This is a genomic window from Bacillus sp. 103mf (genome assembly GCF_900116295.1).
Taxonomy (GTDB): Bacteria; Bacillota; Bacilli; order Bacillales; family Bacillaceae_G; genus Bacillus_A; species Bacillus_A bruguierae.
Genome location: NZ_FPAF01000023.1, coordinates 26,033 through 47,566, shown reverse-complemented (window position 1 = coordinate 47,566; position 21,534 = coordinate 26,033). Strand labels below are relative to the sequence as shown.

Below are 21,534 nucleotides of genomic sequence, written 5' to 3'. Positions count from 1 at the left end.
CCCTCAAGATGAGATTTCCCATAGCGTTAAGCTAGTAAGATCCCTGAAAGATGATCAGGTTGATAGGTTCGAGGTGGAAGCGTGGTGACACGTGGAGCTGACGAATACTAATAGATCGAGGACTTAACCATATAATATGAAGCAAATGTTATCTAGTTTTGAAGGAATATACCTTCATAAGTCTGGTAATGATGGCAGAGAGGTCACACCCGTTCCCATACCGAACACGGAAGTTAAGCTCTCTAGCGCCGATGGTAGTTGGGACTTTGTCCCTGTGAGAGTAGGACGTTGCCAGGCAAACGAAAGACGAGTCAATGGACTCGTCTTTTTTTGTGTTTTTTATCCCGCTATTTGCGGGCAGTAAGACCCCCACCTTAAGATTGAGAGGGAGTATTGTCCAGTTCCAGTGGAAGTTTCGTTTTATAATTAGGAAACTTTACATTCTTTATTCATAAAATAAAGAACAGCTGATTAAACGTGAGAAAATATGGATAGGATAGGGAAGGAAGCAAAAGAGTTGCAAAATTTTTTAATACGTATATAATTAAAGTCAAAGATAGTCAAAGTCAATAAAGGTGGAGGATAAATGAGAAATATATCTGATATTATTGAACAATATCTAAAGCAAGTTATTGACTTAAGTAATAATAATGCAATTGAAATTAAAAGAAGCGAAATTGCTGATAAGTTTGATTGCGTGCCATCTCAAATTAACTACGTTATTAATACTCGTTTTACGCTAGAAAGAGGATTTGTAGTGGAAAGTAAACGTGGTGGCGGAGGTTACATTCGCATTATAAAAGTCAAATTGCATGATGATATAGACATTATTGATCAAATGTTACAAATGATTCAGTATAGTATTGCACAGTCGAGCGCTGAGAGTATAATAAGGCGTTTAGCTGAAGAAGGCATTGTTACAAGCAGGGAAGCAAAGCTCATGTTTAGTGTGATAGATCGATCTGTACTACTAACAGACTTACCACTTCGAGATGAATTGCGAGCACGTATGCTTCGAGCAATGCTTAGAACACTGAAGTATAAGTAAAACTTCTTTTAGGAATGATCTATCTCCTAAAGGTTAGTTGAACGAATAAGGTTATAAATTCATAATTCGTTCCTATTGTAAAGGTGGGGAAATACGTTGATTTGTCAAAACTGTAATTCACGATCAGCAACGCTACATTTTACAAAAGTAATGAATGGAGAAAAGACGGAGATTCATCTTTGTGAGCAGTGTGCACAAGAAAATGAATATACGTCTTTCTTTCAATCAAACAAGTCCAGTTTTTCATTTCATAATTTATTAGCAGGTTTACTGCATGTTGAACAACCTACGCTTGAGAAAAAAACAAATGGCTTTTCGAATACGGATCCTTTGCAATGTTCGAAATGTAATATGACGTATTCGCAATTTGCAAAGGCCGGTAGATTTGGTTGCTCTTCTTGTTATGAAACATTTAAAGAACAATTACAACCGATGCTAAAGCGGCTTCATGGCGGGCATACAAGTCACAATGGGAAAATTCCTAACCGTATAGGAGGAAATATTCATCTGAAAAAAGAATTAGATGAGTTAAAACTAAAATTGCAGGAATGCATACAACAAGAAGAGTTTGAACAGGCTGCAGAATTACGCGATAAAATTCGCAGCTTAGAAAATCAGCTTCGTGAGCATAGAGAGGGGGAATAGTTCTATGTCACTCGATCGTATTATGAGCGAAGCAATTAGCCCGTGGATGAGGGAAGATGGTCCTGATTCCGATATTGTTTTAAGCAGTCGCGTTCGATTGGCTCGGAATTTACGAGATTACCAATTCCCGACTATGTTAACAAATGAAGAAGCAGAGCAAATGATTAAAGTATTTCAAGAAAGGTTTGCTAATCAAACGGTCGAACCTTTTGGGATATTTGAACTTTTACAAATGAATAGCATTCAGCCGCTGCAGCGCAGAGTATTAGTAGAAAAGCACCTTGTAAGTCCAGATTTAGTGGGAACAGAATATGGTGCTTGTTTATTATCTGAGAATGAACAAGTAAGCATTATGCTTAATGAAGAAGATCATATTCGAATTCAATGTTTATTTCCGGGATTACAATTATCAGAAGCGCTGCATAGTGCAAATCGAATTGATGATTGGATAGAAAGTCAGGTTGAATACGCATTTGATGAACAAGTTGGTTATTTAACGAGTTGTCCTACAAATATAGGAACGGGTTTACGAGCTTCAGTGATGATACATTTGCCTGCTCTTGTGTTGACAGGACAAATGAATCGTATCGTTCAAGCAATTAATCAACTTGGTTTAGTGGTAAGAGGGATATATGGTGAAGGTAGTGAAGCGCTAGGAAATATATTTCAACTTTCGAATCAAATGACGTTAGGAAAACCTGAAGAAGATATTGTAGAAGATTTAAAAAGTGTTGTTCAGCAACTTATTCAACAAGAGCGAACAGCGAGGGAATCTATCATGAAAAATTCAGGCGTAGAGCTTGAGGATAAGGTATATCGTTCTTATGGTGTATTGGCAAATAGCCGCTTAATTGAATCTGCTGAGGCTGCAACATGTTTATCGGATGTGCGACTTGGTATTGATCTTGGCTATATCGAAAATATATCCAGAAATATTTTAACAGAGTTAATGGTACTTACACAGCCGGGAATTTTGCAGCAATATGCTGGTGGTCCATTGCAACCTGATGAAAGAGATTACCGCAGAGCAGCACTTATTCGTGAAAGATTGCAAATTGAACAAAATCGAGCGAAGTAGGAGTGTGATTTATATGATGTTTGGAAGATTTACAGAGCGAGCACAAAAAGTATTAGCGTTATCCCAAGAAGAAGCAATTCGCATTGGTCATAATAATATCGGTACAGAGCATATTTTACTCGGTCTTGTACGAGAAGGAGAAGGAATTGCTGCGAAAGCATTGGTCGCACTTGGATTAAGCCCGGAGAAAGTTCAAAAGGAAGTAGAGGCGTTAATTGGGCGTGGTACAGAGATGTCTCAAACAGTTCACTATACGCCACGTGCAAAAAAAGTGATAGAGTTGTCCATGGATGAAGCACGTAAACTAGGTCATTCTTACGTGGGAACGGAGCATATTTTACTCGGTCTTATTCGAGAAGGAGAAGGGGTTGCAGCCCGTGTTTTAAATAATTTAGGTGTAAGTTTAAATAAAGCACGCCAACAAGTACTGCAGCTTCTTGGTAGTAATGAGACTGCGTCTGGTCATCAAGGTGGTGGTTCTGCTAATGCAAGTACACCGACACTTGATAGTTTAGCTCGCGATTTAACAGTTGTAGCTCGTGAAGGTCGTTTAGATCCAGTGATTGGCCGCAGTAAAGAGATTCAACGTGTAATTGAAGTGTTAAGTAGAAGAACAAAAAATAATCCTGTATTAATCGGAGAACCTGGTGTTGGTAAAACGGCGATTGCTGAAGGATTAGCACAACAAATTGTAAACAATGAAGTTCCGGAAACTTTACGTGATAAGCGTGTTATGACATTAGATATGGGAACTGTAGTTGCTGGTACGAAATATCGCGGTGAGTTTGAAGACCGCTTAAAGAAAGTTATGGATGAAATTCGTCAAGCGGGTAATATTATTTTATTCATTGATGAGCTTCATACATTAATAGGTGCGGGTGGTGCAGAAGGAGCAATTGATGCATCAAATATTTTAAAACCATCATTAGCACGCGGGGAACTGCAATGTATTGGAGCAACAACGCTAGATGAGTATCGTAAATATATTGAAAAAGATGCTGCATTAGAGCGACGTTTTCAACCAATCCACGTTGATGAACCAAGTCTAGAGGAATCAATCCAAATTTTAAAAGGATTACGTGACCGTTATGAAGCGCATCATCGCGTTTCTATCTCAGATGACGCGATTGATGCAGCTGTAAAATTATCTGATCGTTACATTACAGATCGTTTCCTACCTGATAAAGCAATTGATTTAATTGATGAAGCAGCTTCGAAGGTTCGTTTACGTTCTTATACAACACCACCAAATTTAAAAGAACTTGAATTGAATTTAGAGGAAGTAAGAAAAGAAAAAGATGCAGCGGTGCAAAGTCAGGAATTTGAGAAAGCGGCTTCTTTACGCGATATGGAACAACGCCTACGTGAGAAATTAGAGGATACGAAGCGTCAATGGAAAGAGCAGCAAGGTAAAGAGAACTCAGAAGTAACAGTAGAAGATATTGCAAATGTTGTTTCAACGTGGACTCGAATTCCAGTTTCTAAGCTAGCTCAAACAGAAACAGACAAACTATTGAACTTAGAAAATATTCTACATGATCGTTTAATCGGACAGGATGAAGCTGTAGTTGCGGTTGCGAAAGCAGTTCGCCGTGCAAGAGCAGGCTTAAAAGATCCAAAACGTCCAATCGGTTCTTTTATTTTCTTAGGACCAACTGGTGTTGGTAAAACAGAACTTGCCCGTGCGTTAGCGGAATCTATGTTTGGTGATGAGGATGCAATGATTCGTATTGACATGTCGGAGTACATGGAGAAACACTCTACTTCTCGTTTAGTTGGTTCTCCTCCAGGATATGTTGGATATGAAGAAGGTGGCCAATTAACAGAAAAGGTTCGTCGAAAGCCATATTCTGTTGTCTTACTTGACGAGGTAGAAAAAGCGCATCCAGATGTATTCAATATTTTACTGCAAGTACTAGAAGATGGTCGTTTAACCGATTCAAAAGGCCGTACAGTCGATTTTCGTAATACAATTGTGATTATGACTTCTAACGTCGGTGCAGATGCATTAAAGCGAAATAAACATCTTGGATTTAATGTACAAGATGAAAGTCGTGATTATGCAGATATGAAGGGTAAAGTAATGGATGAGTTGAAAAAAGCATTCCGCCCTGAGTTTTTAAACCGTATTGATGAAATTATTGTTTTCCATACATTAGAGAAGAAACATATTAAAGAAATTGTTACTCTTATGGTAGAACAGTTAGTTAAACGTTTAAGAGAACAAGAGATTGATTTAGAGTTAACAGGTGCGGCAATTGAAGCGATTGCTGATAAAGGATTTGATCCTGAGTATGGGGCACGTCCACTGCGTCGTGCGATTCAAAAACATGTTGAAGATCGATTATCGGAAGAGCTTCTTAAAGGAGTTGTTGAGAAAGGTCAAAAAGTTGTTTTTGATACAGAAGGGGAATCATTTGTCATTCGCAGTGCAGAAAAGGTAAAATAAGTATAGACAAACAAAAGGGGGCTAAACAATAGCCCTCTTTCTTGTACAAGAAAGAAATACTTTTGTTACACATGAAAGTGAAGTGTAAAAAACGATGGCTAAAAAGAAAACAAAATTTATATGTCAAGAATGTGGTTATCAGTCACCGAAGTACATGGGAAGGTGCCCAGGATGTGGACAGTGGAATACCCTAGTCGAGGAGATGGAACCAGTTGTATCATCACGTCGACTTAATTATGCAAATGCAATTCAAACTGAAGTAACGAAGCCTCGTCGTTTGAAAGAAGTGGAAACGAAAACAGAAGCGCGTATTGAAACAAATTTTCAAGAATTTAACCGGGTTCTTGGAGGAGGAATTGTAGATGGCTCTCTCGTACTTATAGGGGGAGATCCTGGTATTGGAAAATCGACATTGTTATTGCAAATATCATCACAACTAGCAGATCTTTCCTATGATGTCTTATATATATCGGGGGAAGAATCCGCAAAACAAATTAAACTTCGGGCAGATCGTCTTCATGTAAATGGAGATAATTTATTTGTTGTATCAGAAACAGATCTACAACGAATTGCAGTATATATAGATGAGATGAATCCGTCATTTGTTGTAATTGATTCTATTCAAACGATTCATTTACCAGAAGTAACTTCAGCACCGGGAAGTGTCGCACAAGTACGTGAATGTACAGCAGAATTGATGAAGCTTGCGAAAACAAAAGGAATTCCTATTTTTATTGTAGGGCATGTAACGAAAGAAGGGGCTATTGCTGGTCCTCGTATGTTAGAGCATATGGTGGATGCTGTTCTTTATTTTGAAGGGGATCGTCATCATACATATCGAATTTTACGAGCAGTAAAAAATCGTTTTGGTTCAACTAATGAGATGGGGATTTTTGAAATGAAGGAACTTGGTCTTTCAGAGGTGTTAAATCCTTCGGAAATTTTTCTAGAAGAAAGGCCTGTGGGTGTTGCGGGTTCAACGGTTGTTGCCTCTATGGAAGGAACAAGACCTGTTTTAGTAGAAATACAAGCATTAATTTCTCCTACAAGTTTCGGGAATCCAAGAAGAATGGCAACGGGAATTGATCATAATCGCGTCTCTCTTATTATGGCAGTGCTGGAAAAAAGAGCAGGGTTATTGCTCCAAAACCAAGATGCTTATTTAAAAGTTGCTGGAGGAATCAAGTTAGATGAACCTGCAGTGGATTTAGCGGTTGCAATAAGCATCGCATCAAGTTTCCGCGATAAAACGACTTCCCCAGGCGATGCCGTTATTGGTGAAGTTGGTTTAACTGGAGAAGTTCGCCGTGTCTCTCGTATTGAACAGCGTGTACAAGAAGCGGCAAAATTAGGGTTTCAACGTGTAATTATCCCAAGGAAAAATTTGGGCGGATGGGTGATTCCGGAAGGGATTGAAGTAGTTGGCGTATCAAATATAGGAGAAGCTCTTCGATTTGCACTAGGAGGATAAGATATGGAAGAAAACAAGCAACGTTCTAAAAGTATTATTAATATTTTGCAGCTTGTTGCACCGGGGACACCGCTAAGAGAAGGAATTGATAATGTGCTTCGTGCACAAACGGGTGGGCTTATTGTACTCGGATACAACGAACAAATTAAAAGTATTGTTGATGGAGGATTTCATATTAATTGTGCCTTTTCTCCTGCCAGTTTATACGAACTAGCAAAAATGGATGGAGCTCTGATTTTAAATGAAACGGGGAGTAAAATCTTAATTGCGAATGGACAGTTAGTTCCTGATCCAACTATTGACTCCATTGAAACAGGTATGCGCCACCGAACAGCAGAGCGAGTGGCGAAGCAAACGGGTAGCCTTGTTGTTGCTATTTCACAAAGACGGAATGTAATTACCTTATATCAAGGGAATTTACGTTACACATTAAAAGATATTGGGGTTATTTTAACAAAAGCAAATCAAGCAATTCAAACATTAGAAAAGTATAAGGCCGTATGGAATGAAGGAATAACAAACCTTGGTATTTTGGAATTTGAAGAAGTCGTTACGATGTCTGAAGTTGTACATGTATTGCATAGCGTTGAGATGATGCTGCGTATTAAAAATGAAATCTTTAGTTACATTCATGAGTTAGGAACAGAAGGAAGACTTATTCGTTTACAGTTAACGGAGTTGCTTGCTGACGTAGAAGCAGAAGCTGCACTATTAATTAAAGACTATTATCATGAAAAAACACAGGATCACTATCAAATTTTAAAAAAGTTACAAGAGCTTGCGAATGCCCAGCTTCTAGAAGATAGCGATTTAGTAAAACTACTTGGATATTCTGGACAAATGAAACTAGAAGAAAGCATTACACCGCGTGGATATCGGATTGCAAGTAAAATTTCTAGAGTTCCACCTCTTATTATCGAAAATCTAATTAATCGTTTTAAGAATTTGCAAGGAATTTGCCGTGCAACAATTGCAGAATTGGATGATGTGGAAGGAATTGGAGAAGTGCGGGCGAAAAAGATACGAGAGGGTTTAAAACGAATTCAAGAACACTTATATATGAGCAGACACAATTAAGAATATTACATTGGTTTCATAATATAACGACACTCAAAGATTTTTTATATATGATATGATATATTGGTAAATAAAACAAATCATGAAAAAAACACGTCCACTTTTGCACTCGACGTTTTGAGTGGCGAAGTAATGGTTAATAATGAGTAGGAGGTGGTTGAATGTTAAAACGAATCGTACAGCTTTTCTTTTTAGTTATTGGAGGAGCATTAGGGATTTTTCTTATTCCAAAAGTGATTGATATGTTAGGTATAGGTGCAGTTCCTTGGCTTGAAGGTTCTTATATTCGTGCAATTATTGGTGCAATCATTTTATTTTTAACAACGTTTTGGCTTGTAGATTATATTGTTCAGCTTATTAAACATATTGAGGAAGCGCTTGTAAAAGCGCCTGTTACAGATGTTTTATTTGGAACGTTAGGATTAATCTCAGGGCTAATTGTTGCGTATTTGATCTTGATTCCGGTTCGCGAAATTACCATTCAAGTCATTAGTACAGTATTGCAAATCTTTTTCACGCTATTACTTGGTTACTTAGGATTCCAAGTAGGGTTTAAAAAGAGAAATGAGCTGTTGGGGTTGTTTACATTACCGCAACGTGGAGGAAAGAAGAAAAATATTAGCAATGAAAATGAGGAAGTAGAAACGCTAACCTCTGATTGGAAAATATTGGATACTAGTGTTATTATTGATGGGCGCATTGCGGATATTTGCCAAACAAAATTTTTGGAAGGCACAATTGTCATTCCGCAATTTGTGTTAGAAGAATTACAGCATATTGCTGATTCTTCGGATGCGTTAAAACGTAATCGCGGACGAAGAGGTTTGGATATTTTAAATCGTATTCAAAAAGAGTTACCTATTCCAGTAGAAATTTATGAAGGTGATTTTGAAGACATTCAAGAAGTCGATAGTAAGCTTGTAAAACTAGCAAAATTAACTGGTGGAACTGTTGTTACCAATGATTTTAACCTGAATAAAGTTTCTGAATTGCAAGGTGTGACAGTTTTAAACATTAACGATTTAGCAAATGCCATTAAGCCAGTTGTACTTCCAGGTGAAGAATTAAGGGTATATGTCGTGAAAGACGGGAAAGAGCAAAATCAAGGTGTTGCTTATTTAGATGATGGTACAATGATCGTTGTTGAAGATGGTAGAGAGTATGTTGGTTCCCAACTTGATGTGCTTGTTACAAGTGTACTGCAAACATCTGCAGGCCGTATGATCTTTGCCAAACGTAAATTGTTAGAGAAAGCGTTATAAGTAGAGGATTAAGACGATGTATACATTAATTATTCCAGCAGCAGGACAAGGTAAGCGTATGGGCGCGGGAAAAAATAAGTTATTCTTGCAACTTGATAATGTTCCCATTATTATTCATACATTACGGGCTTTTGAAAAAGATGAACAATGTAGACAAATTATTTTAGCGATTAATGAGAGAGAGCGTTCTTATTTTGAAGAACTTCTTCAAACTTATCATATTCAAAAAGATATTCGATTTGTTCAAGGTGGAAATGAGCGCCAGGATAGTGTATATAATGCTCTTATGTATGCAAGAGAGATAGAGTATGTACTTGTCCACGACGGGGCACGTCCGTTTGTAACGAAAAAGATGATTGAAGATGTATTGCAAATGGCGAAAGAAAAAGGTGCTTCTATTTGTGCAGTACCTGTGAAAGATACAATTAAAAAAGTGATGTATGATGCTGTTGTTGAAACAGTAGAACGTTCCCAACTGCGAGCGGTTCAAACACCGCAAGGGTTTCATGTTCCTATTTTGTTAGAGGCGCATGAGAGTGCAAAACAAACGAATTTTCTTGGGACTGATGATGCCAGCTTGGTAGAACGCCTTTCTAAAGATGTAGGAGTTGTAGAAGGAAGCTATTACAATATTAAGGTGACAACACCTGAAGATTTAGTGATTGCTGAAAGCTTCTTGCGAGTTTTGCAAATACAGTAGCGATGTTATAATAGAAAAGCTCGGTAGCTACCGAGCTTTTCTATGTATAGAGTGGGAAATTCGGCGCGCGGACATATAAAGGCCCGCGCGAGTAATATAATGTGAAGCTGCCCATAAATAGCGGGATAAAGTGAAACTTCCATCAGTGGGGGTTTTTTATCTTCCACCTATCTTCTTTGTTTTCTAAGAATCTTGAGGTGGGAGTCTTACTGCCCATTAGAGCGGGATAAAATTTATTAGTGTAGTTTGAGGAGGAATTGAAAATGTTTCGAATTGGACAAGGTTTTGATGTGCATGCATTTGCAGAAGGAAGACCATTAATTATTGGTGGGATTACAATTCCGTATGAGAAAGGTTTACTTGGACACTCTGATGCTGATGTCCTTTTACATACAATTGCGGATGCTTGTTTAGGAGCAATTGCCGCGGGAGATATCGGTAAGCACTTTCCAGATACAGATCCTGCATTTAAGGATGCGGATTCAGCTGTGCTTTTGCAAAAAGTATGGGAGTTTGTTACAGAGCAAGGGTATGTACTTGGCAACTTAGATTGTACAATTATTGCTCAAAAGCCAAAAATGGCACCGCACATTGAAAGTATGCGTGTGAGAATTAGTGAGCTGCTGCAAACAGACATCGAGAATGTGAATGTAAAAGCAACGACGACAGAAAAATTAGGTTTTACAGGACGAGAAGAAGGAATTGCTTCACAAGCTATTGTATTATTACAGAAAAAATAGTTGTTTTTAATTCGTAAGATGGATAATCATATTTTTTTGGTGTACAATTAAGGAATCTGTTGACATTAAGAATGGAAGGTGTACCAATTATGGAAAAGCAAGTGAGAGTGCGCTATGCGCCAAGTCCAACAGGACACTTACATATCGGAAATGCACGTACGGCATTATTTAACTATTTATTCGCTCGTAGTCAAAACGGAAAATTTATTATCCGTATTGAAGATACAGACGTAAAGCGTAATATTGCTGGCGGCGAAGAAAGCCAATTAACGTACTTAAAATGGCTTGGCATGGACTGGGATGAGAGCGTCGATGTTGGTGGTGAATACGGTCCGTACCGTCAAATGGAGCGTTTAGATATTTATAAAAATTTATATGAAGATTTACTTGAGCGTGGTTTAGCTTATAAATGCTATATGACAGAAGAAGAATTGGAAGCAGAACGTGAAGGGCAAATCGCTCGTGGTGAAACACCTCGTTATGCAGGTAATCACCGTGAACTAACAGAAGAACAAGTAAAACAATTCGAGGAAGAAGGACGCATTCCTAGTATTCGTTTCCGTGTGCCTGAAAACCGTGAATATGTTTTTAATGATATTGTAAAAGGTGAAGTATCCTTTAACTCAAATGATTTCGGTGATTTTGTTATTGTGAAGAAAGATGGTATTCCAACTTATAACTTTGCAGTAGCGGCAGACGATCATTTTATGGAAATCTCGCACGTTCTTCGTGGTGATGATCATATTTCGAATACACCAAAACAAATGATGATTTATGAAGCATTTGGTTGGGATGTACCGCAATTTGGTCATATGACGTTAATCGTAAATGAAAGCCGTAAAAAATTAAGTAAACGCGACGAATCAATTATTCAATTTATTGAACAATATGAAGCGTTAGGATATCTTCCAGAAGCAATTTTTAACTTTATCGCATTATTAGGTTGGTCACCAGTAGGGGAAGAGGAAGTCTTCTCTAAAGATGAGTTTATTGAAATGTTCGATGCAGCTCGTTTATCGAAATCACCAGCGTTATTCGATTCGCAAAAGTTAAAATGGATGAACAACCAATATATGAAAAAACAAGACTTAGATCGCGTTGTCGAATTAAGCCTACCGCATTTAGTGAAAGCTGGCCGCGTAAGTGAAAATCCAACTGAACAAGAATTAGCTTGGATTCGTGATGTGATTGCTCTATATCATGATCAAATGAGTTTCGGTGCTGAGATTGTTGAGCTATCCGATATGTTCTTTAAAGATCATGTAGATTATGAAGAAGAAGGACAAGAGGTACTGAAAGGGGAACAAGTACCAGAAGTTCTTCGCGTATTTGCAGCAGAGTTAGAAGCGTTAGAAGAAGTAGAACCTGCAACAGTTAAAGCGACGATTAAAGCTGTTCAAAAGCAAACTGGTCAAAAAGGAAAAGGCTTGTTCATGCCAATTCGTGTTGCAACGACTGGCCAAACGCATGGACCAGAGCTTCCAAATGCAATTGCACTTCTTGGAAAAGAAAAAGTTTTAAATCGTGTTCGTAAAGTAATTGGTTAACATTTTACGAATTTAGAAATATAATAAAAATACTCCAAAATGAAATAAACAAAAGCGACGAGAAGGAGAAGTAGAAAATCATGCTTTTCACAGAGAAAACCACCATTTGGCTGGAAGTGGTTTAAAAGCGGATTTTTGAAGTGCCCCTTTGAGTCTTCTGCTGAACAGCGAATGTACTTCGAGAAACGTCATGATGATGTAAAGTAAGCAGAAGCGGTATAAACCGTTATCATGTTTGAGTTTGAGGTCTTTTTAGGCCTAAACAGAGTGGAACCGCGCTAGTAAGGCGTCTCTGTCTATAGACAGAGACGCCTTTTTCTATACATGAAAGGTATGGGGGAAGTTTCACTTTAAACAAAAAAGGGGGAACACCAATGTTTAAGAGGCTTCGGGAGGATATTGAAGTCGTCTTTGAACAAGATCCAGCGGCGAGAAGTTATATCGAAGTGATTTTAACTTACTCTGGATTGCACGCAATTTGGGCACATCGTATTGCGCACGCCTTTTATAAGCGAAAATTTTTCTTTTTTGCACGTGTTATCTCGCAAATGAGCCGTTTTTTTACAGGTATTGAAATTCACCCAGGGGCAACGATCGGTCGTAAGTTTTTTATCGATCATGGTATGGGAGTTGTAATTGGAGAAACGTGTGAAATTGGAGATAATGTGACGATTTATCAAGGCGTTACGTTAGGTGGTACAGGAAAAGAGAAAGGGAAGCGCCACCCAACGATTAAAGATAATGTGTTAATTGCGACAGGTGCGAAAGTGCTTGGGTCGATTACAGTTGGAGAAAATTCTAAAATTGGTGCTGGTTCAGTTGTGCTGAAAGAAGTGCCTGCGCATTCTACAGTTGTAGGCATTCCTGGTCGTGTCGTGATTCAAAATGGCGTAAAAGTAGGCCAGGAATTAAATCATTGTGATCTTCCAGATCCGATTTTTGATAAGTTGAAAGCGATGGAAGCTGAAATTGAGAAATTAAAAGAGCAACTTGAAGTAAAAGTAGAAAGGACGGATAAAAATGACTATTCACATTTATAATACGTTAACGCGTCAAAAAGAAGTATTTATTCCATTAGAAGAAAATAAAGTGAAAATGTATGTATGCGGACCAACTGTATACAACTACATCCATATTGGGAATGGAAGACCGCCGATTGTGTTTGATACAGTGCGCCGTTATTTGGAGCACCGTGGTTATGATGTTCAATATGTATCTAATTTCACGGATGTGGATGATAAATTGATTAAAGTTGCTAATGAATTAGGAGTAGATGTTCCGACAGTTGCAGATCGTTTTGTTAAAGCATATTTTGAAGACGTAACTGCACTAGGTTGCAAACATGCAACGGCTCACCCTCGTGTAATGGAAAATATGGATATTATTATCGAATTTATTCAAGAGCTTGTAGCTAAGGGATATGCATATGAGTCTGAAGGGGATGTGTATTACAAAACGAAAGAATTTGAAGGATACGGTAAATTATCACATCAACCAATTGCAGACCTGCGTCATGGTGCACGTATTGAAGTTGGAGAAAAGAAACAAGATCCACTTGACTTTGCGTTATGGAAAGCAGCAAAAGAAGGAGAAATCTTCTGGGATAGCCCTTGGGGGGAAGGTCGCCCAGGTTGGCATATTGAGTGCTCAGCAATGGCACGTAAGTATTTAGGTGATACAATCGATATTCATGCTGGTGGGCAAGATTTAACATTCCCGCATCATGAAAATGAAATTGCTCAATCAGAAGCATTGACTGGAAAAACATTTGCACGTTACTGGATGCACAATGGATATATTAATATTGATAATGAAAAGATGTCTAAATCCTTAGGTAATTTTGTTCTTGTTCACGACATTATTAAGCAGTACGATCCGCAATTAATTCGTTTCTTTATGTTATCTGTGCATTATCGTCACCCAATTAATTTTAGTGAGGAATTATTGCAGCATACAAGCAACGGATTAGATCGTATTAAAACGGCTTATGGTAACTTAAAGCATCGTATGGAAAGTAGTACAGATTTAACGGATCACAATGAGAAGTGGTTAGCTGAGATGGAGAAATTCCAGACTGCATTTGAAGAGGCAATGGATGATGATTTTAATACAGCAAACGCCGTAACGGAGTTATACAACTTAGCAAATCATGCAAATCAATATTTATTAGAACAACATACATCAAAAGCGGTAATTGAAGCGTATGTGAAGCAATTTGAAACGTTATTTGGAATCTTAGGATTAGAATTAACGAAAGAAGAATTACTTGATGAGGAAATTGAAGCATTAATCCAAAAACGTATTGAGGCTCGTAAAAATCGTGATTTTGCATTATCTGATCAGATTCGCGATGAGTTAAAAGAGCGTAACATTATTTTGGAAGATACACCACAAGGTACGAGATGGAAAAGAGGCTAAACATGATTGATGCAAAGCAATTAAATAGCTTAGCGTTAGCGTATATGGGTGATGCGGTATATGAACAGTATATCCGCTATCACTTGCTTCAAAAAGGGACAGTTCGTCCAAATCAACTACATCGTTTGGGGACAAGCTTTGTTTCTGCAAAAGCACAAGCAAAAGTGGTTCATCATTTATTGGAGACAGCATTTCTTAATGAAGAAGAGGAAGCTGTATTAAGAAGAGGACGTAATGCAAAATCAGGTTCTGTTCCGAAAAATACAGATGTACAAACGTATCGATATAGTACTGCTTTTGAAGCGTTGATTGGATATCATTATTTATTAAATCATCAAACGCGAATAGAAGAGATTGTATGTGAAGCGATTCGTGTATTAGAGAATAAGGAAGGAGGCGCGTAAGCGTGAATAGTGAATATATTATTGGTCGTAACCCTGTAATTGAAGCGCTGAGATCAGGTCGTGATATTAATAAGATTTGGATTGCAGAAGGTGCTGCGAAAGGACAAGTGCAAATTGTACTTGCATTAGCGAAAGAAAATAAAATTTTAGTACAGAATGCGCCAAAGAAAAAATTAGATCAACTTGTAGAGGGGAATCATCAAGGTGTAATTGCACAAGTGGCAGCATATGAATATGCAGACTTAGAGGATTTATTTGCAGTAGCAGCGAAGCGGAATGAAGATCCTTTCTTTTTAATTCTTGATGAGATTGAAGATCCACACAACTTAGGTTCTATTATGCGTACGGCAGATGCGGTAGGAGCTCACGGTATTATTATTCCAAAGCGCAGAGCGGTTGGTTTAACAGCGGCAGTTGCAAAGGCTTCGACGGGAGCGATTGAGTATGTTCCGGTAGCTCGTGTGACAAATTTATCGAGAACGATTGATGAGTTAAAAGAGCGTGGACTTTGGATTGCAGGTACAGATGCAAAAGGAAAAGATGACTATCGTAATTTAGATGGAAATATGCCAATTGGCTTAGTGATTGGTAGTGAGGGGAAAGGTATGAGTCGCCTTATTGGCGAGAAATGCGATTTCCTCATCCATTTGCCGATGGCTGGTAAAGTTACATCCTTGAATGCTTCAGTTGCTGCTAGCTTGTTAATGTATGAAGTGTATCGGAAACGTCATCCAATCGGTAAGTAAGAATGAATGATATTTTAATCGTTGATGGCTACAATATTATTGGGGCTTGGGCAGATTTGAGAAAGCTAAGGGATGTAGACTTGCAGGCTTCACGCGACTTACTTATTGATAAAATGGCAGATTATCAAGGATATACAGGCACGAAAGTTATGATTGTGTTTGATGCGTATTCTGTTTATGGAATTGAAAAGAAGATGAAACAAGCGCGTGTTGACGTGATTTTTACAAGAAAGAACCAAACGGCCGATGAGAAAATTGAGCAACTCGCAATTGAACTACGTAATATTAATACGCGTATTTATGTTGCGACGTCTGATTACACAGAGCAGTGGGCTATTTTTGGACAAGGTGCTCTGCGTAAATCAGCGCGTGAGTTAGAGATAGAAGTTCAGGCGATGGAACGAACCGTACGTCATGAAACGAAGAAAACAAAAGAAACGCAACCGGCTATGCGAACGATATTTAGTGAAGAAGTTACAGAAAAATTAGAAAAATTAAGACGAGGAGGGCGTTGAAATGTTGACGCTCTCCAATTTCTTACTGTATAATATTGCTAAATAACTAGCGGTCGGAGGGATCAGATTGGAAGCAGACTTCGCAAGCGACAACAGTGTTATATTTAGTGGTTTAGAGGATGAAGAGATAGTTGAATTAGTAAGGAAAGGTAATGTAGATGCGCTAGAGTATTTGATTCATAAGTACAAAAACTTTGTTCGTGCAAAATCAAGATCTTATTTTTTGGTTGGTGCTGATCGTGAAGATATTATTCAAGAAGGTATGATTGGATTATTTAAGGCGATTCGTGATTATAAAGAGGACAAGCTATCTTCTTTTAAAGCTTTTGCGGAATTATGTATTACACGCCAAATTATCACCGCTATTAAAACTGCGACAAGGCAGAAACATATTCCTTTAAATTCGTACGTGTCTTTAGACAAGCCAATTTATGATGAAGAATCTGATCGAACTCTGTTAGATGTTATATCTGAGGCGAAGATGACGGATCCTGAAGAGATGATTATTAGCCAAGAAGAGTATGTTGATATAGAATCTAAAATATCTGAATTATTAAGCGATTTAGAAAGAAAAGTACTGTCTTTGTACTTAGATGGAAGATCGTATCAAGAGATTTCAGAGCAATTGAATCGTCATGTGAAATCCATTGATAATGCTCTGCAACGAGTGAAAAGAAAACTAGAACGTTATATGGAAATGAGAGAAACGGCAACTGTTAATGCGTCCTCCATTAAGCGAAATATATAAATGCCAATTGAAAAATCGAATCCTTTTTAGAGGGGAGAAGGTATTTGGCTATACATAGAAGCGGTCAGATCCTTTTGCCAAAAATACACGAATTAAAATAAAGGGCGAAAGCGAACAGGTCATTTTTATTTTATAAAGCAGCGGCTTATATGTTAAGAAACAAAAATGGGTTTATATAGATGCTTCTTAAAAGTATATTAAAATAGTAGATTAATAGAAAAGAGAGGTTTTTCCTCTCCTTTTCTTTTTGGAGTAGGTGGGAAGTGTCATTGACATTGTATTTTATTGTATGATACATTTTTAATGAAATAATGTTACAAGGCTGGTGTAACAGATGAGAAAAAAAGTTGTACTCGCATGTGAAAAGTGTAATAATCGAAACTATTCCACAATGAAAGATATAAGCTCAGTAGAGCGTCTTGAGATAAAGAAATTTTGTAAAACATGCAATGCGCATATGATTCATAAGGAAACAAAATAAATAATCGTAATTATGCACTGGAGGTTCCGGAAATGCGTTTGACGAACTTTTTTGGCGATGTAAGCCGTGAAATGAAAAAAGTAAGTTGGCCGAAAAAAGATGAATTATTCCGTTCGACACTTACTGTAATTGCAACCGTTGTGTTCTGTGCAGTTTTCTTTGCAGTGGTGGATATGGGGATTTCTTCTTTAATTCGTTTAATTCTTGAATAAGAAGCACTTATACATGATATAATGTTAATGTTATTTATACGAACTGTGTAAAAGCCCGGTGAACGGGTTTTTTCATTTGCGCGAAAAAATGTACGTCAGGGAGGGAAGGACGGTCGTCCTAAATCAATGGAAAAACGTTGGTATGTTGTCCATACTTATTCTGGATATGAAAATAAAGTAAAAACGAACCTAGAGAAACGTGTAGAATCAATGGGTATGCAAGATAAGATTTTCCGTGTTATTGTTCCAGAGGAAACAGAAGTAGAAATGAAAAACGGAAAAGAGAAAGTAACTAAGAGAAAAGTATTTCCAGGTTACGTATTAGTAGAACTTATCATGACAGATGATTCTTGGTATGTTGTCCGCAATACGCCGGGGGTAACAGGGTTTGTTGGTTCTTCTGGATCTGGTTCAAAACCATCTCCGTTATTAGAAGAAGAAGTAGTTGTGATTTTAAAACACATGGGGATGGAAAATGAAGTAGTTGACTTTGATTTTGAACTTCATGAGACTGTACGTGTGAATGAAGGCCCATTTGCAAACTATACAGGTGCTATTAATGAAATTGACTTAGAAAAACAAAGAGTTACAGTACTTGTTGATATGTTTGGTCGCGAAACTTCAGTTGAGCTAGACTTCCACCAAATTGAAAAATTATAAAATCAAACTTGAAATGAATTGTAAAAAGTGATAATATCTTTAAAGTCAGTACGTCTTCGGAAACGGAGACGTTTTTTGAAAAAATTTTATCGCTAAAGATAAAATATGAAGTGGGAGGGCAAAAAATAATTGCCCATTGACCACATCACGGACTTAAGGAGGTGTGTCTCGTGGCTAAAAAGGTAATTAAAATGGTAAAACTTCAAATTCCTGCAGGTAAAGCTAACCCAGCTCCACCAGTTGGTCCAGCATTAGGACAAGCGGGTGTTAACATCATGGGCTTCTGTAAAGAGTTCAACGCTCGTACAGCAGATCAAGCTGGTCTAATCATTCCTGTTGAAATTACAGTATTTGAAGACCGTTCATTCACTTTCATTACTAAAACTCCTCCTGCTGCTGTTCTTCTTAAGAAAGTAGCTGGTATCGAGTCTGGTTCTGGTGAACCAAACCGTAATAAAGTGGCAACTGTTAAGCGTGATAAAGTTCGCGAAATCGCTGAAACTAAAATGCCTGACCTAAACGCTGCTAGCGTAGAAGCTGCAATGCGTATGGTTGAAGGTACTGCACGCAGTATGGGCATTGTTATCGAAGACTAATTCGATTTGTTATTTTGTAAAAGAGGTTGCGGGTCTGGAGTTCCAATTCGCAACCTTTATTATCGTAAATGAATGTCGTTTTTTAAATAAAAGGGTGGGCGCACATCCTCGGATTGTATCGAAAATAAGGCGTAAACGTGGGAGGTTATTCCGCTAAAACCACATTGAGGAGGAAATAAAATGGCTAAAAGAGGTAAAAAGTACGTAGAAGCTGCAAAGCTTGTTGATCGTGCGACTGCTTACTCTGCAACAGAGGCAGTAGAATTAGTAAAGAAAACAAACACAGCTAAATTTGATGCAAGTGTAGAAGCTGCATTCCGTTTAGGTGTTGACCCTAAGAAAGCTGACCAACAAATTCGTGGTGCAGTTGTTCTTCCACACGGTACTGGTAAAGTACAACGTGTATTAGTATTTGCTAAAGGCGAAAAATTAAAAGAAGCTGAAGCAGCTGGAGCTGACTTCGTAGGTGATGCAGATTACATCAACAAAATCCAACAAGGTTGGTTCGATTTTGATGTAGTAGTAGCAACTCCTGACATGATGGGTGAAGTTGGTAAACTTGGTCGTGTATTAGGACCTAAAGGTTTAATGCCAAACCCTAAAACTGGAACAGTTACTTTCGACGTAACAAAAGCAGTTAACGAAATCAAAGCTGGTAAAGTAGAATACCGCGTTGATAAAGCTGGTAACATCCATGTACCAATTGGTAAAGTATCTTTCGAAGATGCGAAATTAGTTGAAAACTTAGAAACAGTTGCTGATGCGCTTTTAAAAGCTAAGCCAGCTGCTGCAAAAGGTACTTACATGAAGAACGTAACAGTTGCTTCTACAATGGGACCTGGCGTACGCGTTGACGTTTCTACTATTGCGTAAAAATTGGAAGTTGACTTCGTAACGAAGTTCTAATATAATTATCTATGTTGTGAATTTTAATAGTGTACCGTAGACAGTAGGTGCCAATTTGGCTTAATATCCTACCGAGGTGTAAATATACGGAACGGAATTTTTCTGTGACTATATGCCTCCATGTCTATAACTGGGCACGGAGGCTTTTTAGTGCACTTTCGGTACATCTTCTATATAATCTACAGGAGGTGTAATAACATGACTAAAGCAATCGAAGCAAAGCAACATGTTGTAACTGAAATCGCTGGTAAACTTAGCGAAAGTAAATCAACAATCGTTGTTGACTATCGTGGTTTAACAGTATCTGAAGTAACAGAATTACGTAAAACATTACGTGAAGCTGGCGTTGAGTTCAAAGTTTACAAAAACTCTTTAACTCGTCGTGCTGCAGAAGTTGCTGAACTAACTGAGTTAAATGAATACCTAACAGGACCAAACGCTATCGCGTTCAGTAACGAAGATGTAGTTGCTCCTGCAAAAGTATTAAACGACTTCGCGAAAACACACGAAGCTTTAGAAATTAAAGCTGGTGTAATCGAAGGTAAACTTGTAACTGTTGATGAGGTTAAAGCTATCGCTACTCTTCCATCACGTGAAGGCTTACTTTCTATGCTTCTTAGCGTTCTTCAAGCTCCAATCCGCAACCTTGCACTTGCTGCAAAAGCTGTTGCTGATCAAAAAGAAGAGCAAGGCGCTTAATTTTTTAAAAGATAATTACGTGTTATCGATCAAACAATATGAACTTATTTAATAAGGGAGGATATTTACAATGACTAAAGAACAAATCATTGAAGCAGTTAAAAATATGACTGTATTAGAACTTAACGACTTAGTAAAAGCTATCGAGGAAGAATTCGGCGTAACTGCTGCTGCTCCTGTAGCTGTTATGGGTGGCGCTGCTGGTGAAGCTGCTGCTGAGAAAACTGAATTTGATGTAGTACTTGCTGATGCAGGCGCTCAAAAAATCAAAGTTATCAAAGTTGTTCGTGAAATCACTGGTCTTGGATTAAAAGAAGCTAAAGAAGTAGCTGACAACACTCCAAAAGCAGTTAAAGAAGGCGTTTCTAAAGAAGAAGCTGAAGAAATCAAAGCTAAACTTGAAGAAGTTGGCGCTGCTGTAGAAGTTAAGTAATTAACTTTTGAAGCTTAAAAAAAAGCTCGCTCTCATGCGAGCTTTTTTTTTAACTGTAAAGAAAAGAGGTGGCCATATGGCAGACCATTATTTTTCTAATGATCCTTCTAGCAAAAGTGATCGTAAACGTTGGGAATATACGCTTAGAGGATCTCAATTTGTTTTCTTATCTGACCACGGAGTATTTTCAAAAAATGAAGTGGATTTTGGTTCTCGTCTTTTAATTGAAACGTTTCAAATGTCAGATGTTCAAGGTGATGTGTTGGATGTCGGGTGTGGGTATGGTCCAATTGGTTTATCTTTAGCGAAAGAGTTTCAAGGGCGCGTAGTTCATATGGTGGATGTAAACGAAAGGGCGCTTGGGCTTGCGAAAGAAAACGCTGCTAATAACCGAATTGGAAATGTCCAAATCTATCAAAGTAGTGTATATGAAAATGTGAGTGGAGAATATGCTGCTATTTTATCTAATCCGCCAATTCGTGCTGGAAAACAAGTTGTGCATGAAATTTTAGAAGAAGCGGTGAATCATCTTGTGCCGGGCGGTGAGCTTTGGATTGTAATTCAGAAAAAGCAAGGTGCGCCATCTGCAATGAAAAAATTAGAAGAAGTGTTCGATGTTGTGGAAGTCGTAGAAAAGAAAAAAGGCTATTATATCATAAAATCAAAAAAACGTTGACGGTTATTTTTGGTTGTGTTAAC

General features: G+C 37.9%; 24 protein-coding genes, 2 rRNA genes and 2 other annotated features. All 26 genes read left to right on the top strand.

Translation table 11 applies throughout. From position 1 onward, the window contains the following. A 23S ribosomal RNA gene (locus tag BM350_RS24565) occupies positions 1 to 131 on the top strand; the annotation flags it as partial. A gap of 50 nt (positions 132 to 181) precedes the next feature. Continuing rightward, positions 182 to 297: ribosomal RNA gene (gene rrf, locus BM350_RS24560) — 5S ribosomal RNA — on the top strand. Between the two features lie 289 nt (positions 298 to 586). Further along, positions 587 to 1,048 carry a CtsR family transcriptional regulator gene (locus BM350_RS24555; protein ID WP_090918623.1) on the top strand — a complete coding sequence of 154 codons (462 nt, stop codon included), beginning with the start codon at positions 587 to 589 and terminating at the stop codon, positions 1,046 to 1,048. Between the two features lie 96 nt (positions 1,049 to 1,144). Beyond that, entirely contained in the window at positions 1,145 to 1,693 is a 549-nt protein-coding gene (locus BM350_RS24550; protein ID WP_090918621.1) for a protein-arginine kinase activator protein McsA, read from the top strand. Between the two features lie 4 nt (positions 1,694 to 1,697). Then, a complete protein-coding gene (locus tag BM350_RS24545; RefSeq protein ID WP_090918619.1) occupies positions 1,698 to 2,771 on the top strand; it encodes a protein-arginine kinase McsB in 1,074 nt (357 codons plus the stop codon). 13 nt (positions 2,772 to 2,784) lie between these two features. Further along, positions 2,785 to 5,220, top strand: coding sequence for an ATP-dependent protease ATP-binding subunit ClpC (gene clpC / locus BM350_RS24540; RefSeq protein ID WP_090918618.1), 2,436 nt, complete (start codon positions 2,785 to 2,787; stop codon positions 5,218 to 5,220). Positions 5,221 to 5,314: 94 nt separating this feature from the next. Continuing rightward, on the top strand, positions 5,315 to 6,691 hold the full coding sequence (radA, locus tag BM350_RS24535) for a DNA repair protein RadA (RefSeq protein WP_090918616.1): 1,377 nt from the start codon (positions 5,315 to 5,317) through the stop codon (positions 6,689 to 6,691). Between the two features lie 3 nt (positions 6,692 to 6,694). Beyond that, a complete protein-coding gene (gene disA / locus BM350_RS24530; protein ID WP_090918614.1) occupies positions 6,695 to 7,768 on the top strand; it encodes a DNA integrity scanning diadenylate cyclase DisA in 1,074 nt (357 codons plus the stop codon). A 161-nt stretch (positions 7,769 to 7,929) separates the two neighbouring features. Further along, the gene (locus tag BM350_RS24525; protein WP_090918612.1) at positions 7,930 to 9,030 is read left to right on the top strand and encodes a PIN/TRAM domain-containing protein; all 1,101 of its coding nucleotides are present in this window, start codon (positions 7,930 to 7,932) and stop codon (positions 9,028 to 9,030) included. 16 nt (positions 9,031 to 9,046) lie between these two features. Continuing rightward, positions 9,047 to 9,730 (top strand): 2-C-methyl-D-erythritol 4-phosphate cytidylyltransferase, encoded by a 684-nt coding sequence (gene ispD / locus BM350_RS24520; protein ID WP_090918609.1) that lies wholly within the window; start codon positions 9,047 to 9,049, stop codon positions 9,728 to 9,730. 263 nt (positions 9,731 to 9,993) lie between these two features. Next, on the top strand, positions 9,994 to 10,470 hold the full coding sequence (gene ispF, locus BM350_RS24515; RefSeq protein WP_090918607.1) for a 2-C-methyl-D-erythritol 2,4-cyclodiphosphate synthase: 477 nt from the start codon (positions 9,994 to 9,996) through the stop codon (positions 10,468 to 10,470). An 89-nt stretch (positions 10,471 to 10,559) separates the two neighbouring features. Further along, positions 10,560 to 12,017: a glutamate--tRNA ligase gene (gltX, locus tag BM350_RS24510; RefSeq protein WP_090918605.1), complete on the top strand. Its 1,458-nt coding sequence runs from the start codon at positions 10,560 to 10,562 to the stop codon at positions 12,015 to 12,017. Positions 12,018 to 12,065: 48 nt separating this feature from the next. Beyond that, positions 12,066 to 12,314: a binding site (T-box leader), on the top strand. 77 nt (positions 12,315 to 12,391) lie between these two features. Then, complete coding sequence (gene cysE, locus BM350_RS24505) at positions 12,392 to 13,057, top strand: serine O-acetyltransferase (protein WP_090918603.1); 666 nt, start codon at positions 12,392 to 12,394, stop codon at positions 13,055 to 13,057. After that, a complete protein-coding gene (gene cysS / locus BM350_RS24500; RefSeq protein WP_090918602.1) occupies positions 13,038 to 14,435 on the top strand; it encodes a cysteine--tRNA ligase in 1,398 nt (465 codons plus the stop codon). Before cysE ends, cysS begins: the two co-directional genes overlap by 20 nt. 2 nt (positions 14,436 to 14,437) lie before the next feature. Further along, positions 14,438 to 14,839 (top strand): Mini-ribonuclease 3, encoded by a 402-nt coding sequence (locus BM350_RS24495; RefSeq protein ID WP_090918600.1) that lies wholly within the window; start codon positions 14,438 to 14,440, stop codon positions 14,837 to 14,839. A 2-nt stretch (positions 14,840 to 14,841) separates the two neighbouring features. Continuing rightward, entirely contained in the window at positions 14,842 to 15,585 is a 744-nt protein-coding gene (gene rlmB / locus BM350_RS24490; RefSeq protein WP_090918598.1) for a 23S rRNA (guanosine(2251)-2'-O)-methyltransferase RlmB, read from the top strand. A gap of 2 nt (positions 15,586 to 15,587) precedes the next feature. Continuing rightward, entirely contained in the window at positions 15,588 to 16,100 is a 513-nt protein-coding gene (locus BM350_RS24485) for an NYN domain-containing protein (protein ID WP_090918596.1), read from the top strand. A 61-nt stretch (positions 16,101 to 16,161) separates the two neighbouring features. Next, positions 16,162 to 16,848, top strand: a complete 687-nt coding sequence (locus BM350_RS24480) for an RNA polymerase factor sigma-70 (protein WP_244548074.1) — start codon at positions 16,162 to 16,164, stop codon at positions 16,846 to 16,848. A 334-nt stretch (positions 16,849 to 17,182) separates the two neighbouring features. Continuing rightward, positions 17,183 to 17,329: a 50S ribosomal protein L33 gene (gene rpmG / locus BM350_RS24475; RefSeq protein ID WP_090918592.1), complete on the top strand. Its 147-nt coding sequence runs from the start codon at positions 17,183 to 17,185 to the stop codon at positions 17,327 to 17,329. Positions 17,330 to 17,361: 32 nt separating this feature from the next. Further along, a complete protein-coding gene (gene secE, locus BM350_RS24470; RefSeq protein ID WP_020062280.1) occupies positions 17,362 to 17,541 on the top strand; it encodes a preprotein translocase subunit SecE in 180 nt (59 codons plus the stop codon). Positions 17,542 to 17,667: 126 nt separating this feature from the next. After that, positions 17,668 to 18,201 carry a transcription termination/antitermination protein NusG gene (nusG, locus tag BM350_RS24465; protein WP_090918590.1) on the top strand — a complete coding sequence of 178 codons (534 nt, stop codon included), beginning with the start codon at positions 17,668 to 17,670 and terminating at the stop codon, positions 18,199 to 18,201. A gap of 170 nt (positions 18,202 to 18,371) precedes the next feature. Next, positions 18,372 to 18,797, top strand: a complete 426-nt coding sequence (rplK, locus tag BM350_RS24460) for a 50S ribosomal protein L11 (protein ID WP_001085872.1) — start codon at positions 18,372 to 18,374, stop codon at positions 18,795 to 18,797. A 180-nt stretch (positions 18,798 to 18,977) separates the two neighbouring features. Beyond that, complete coding sequence (gene rplA, locus BM350_RS24455) at positions 18,978 to 19,670, top strand: 50S ribosomal protein L1 (RefSeq protein WP_035433734.1); 693 nt, start codon at positions 18,978 to 18,980, stop codon at positions 19,668 to 19,670. A gap of 49 nt (positions 19,671 to 19,719) precedes the next feature. Beyond that, positions 19,720 to 19,862, top strand: a sequence feature (ribosomal protein L10 leader region). A 39-nt stretch (positions 19,863 to 19,901) separates the two neighbouring features. Beyond that, positions 19,902 to 20,402, top strand: coding sequence for a 50S ribosomal protein L10 (gene rplJ / locus BM350_RS24450; RefSeq protein WP_090918588.1), 501 nt, complete (start codon positions 19,902 to 19,904; stop codon positions 20,400 to 20,402). Between the two features lie 70 nt (positions 20,403 to 20,472). Beyond that, positions 20,473 to 20,835, top strand: coding sequence for a 50S ribosomal protein L7/L12 (gene rplL, locus BM350_RS24445; RefSeq protein WP_090918586.1), 363 nt, complete (start codon positions 20,473 to 20,475; stop codon positions 20,833 to 20,835). 76 nt (positions 20,836 to 20,911) lie between these two features. Then, the gene (locus tag BM350_RS24440) at positions 20,912 to 21,511 is read left to right on the top strand and encodes a class I SAM-dependent methyltransferase (protein WP_090918585.1); all 600 of its coding nucleotides are present in this window, start codon (positions 20,912 to 20,914) and stop codon (positions 21,509 to 21,511) included. Positions 21,512 to 21,534 lie beyond the last annotated feature (23 nt).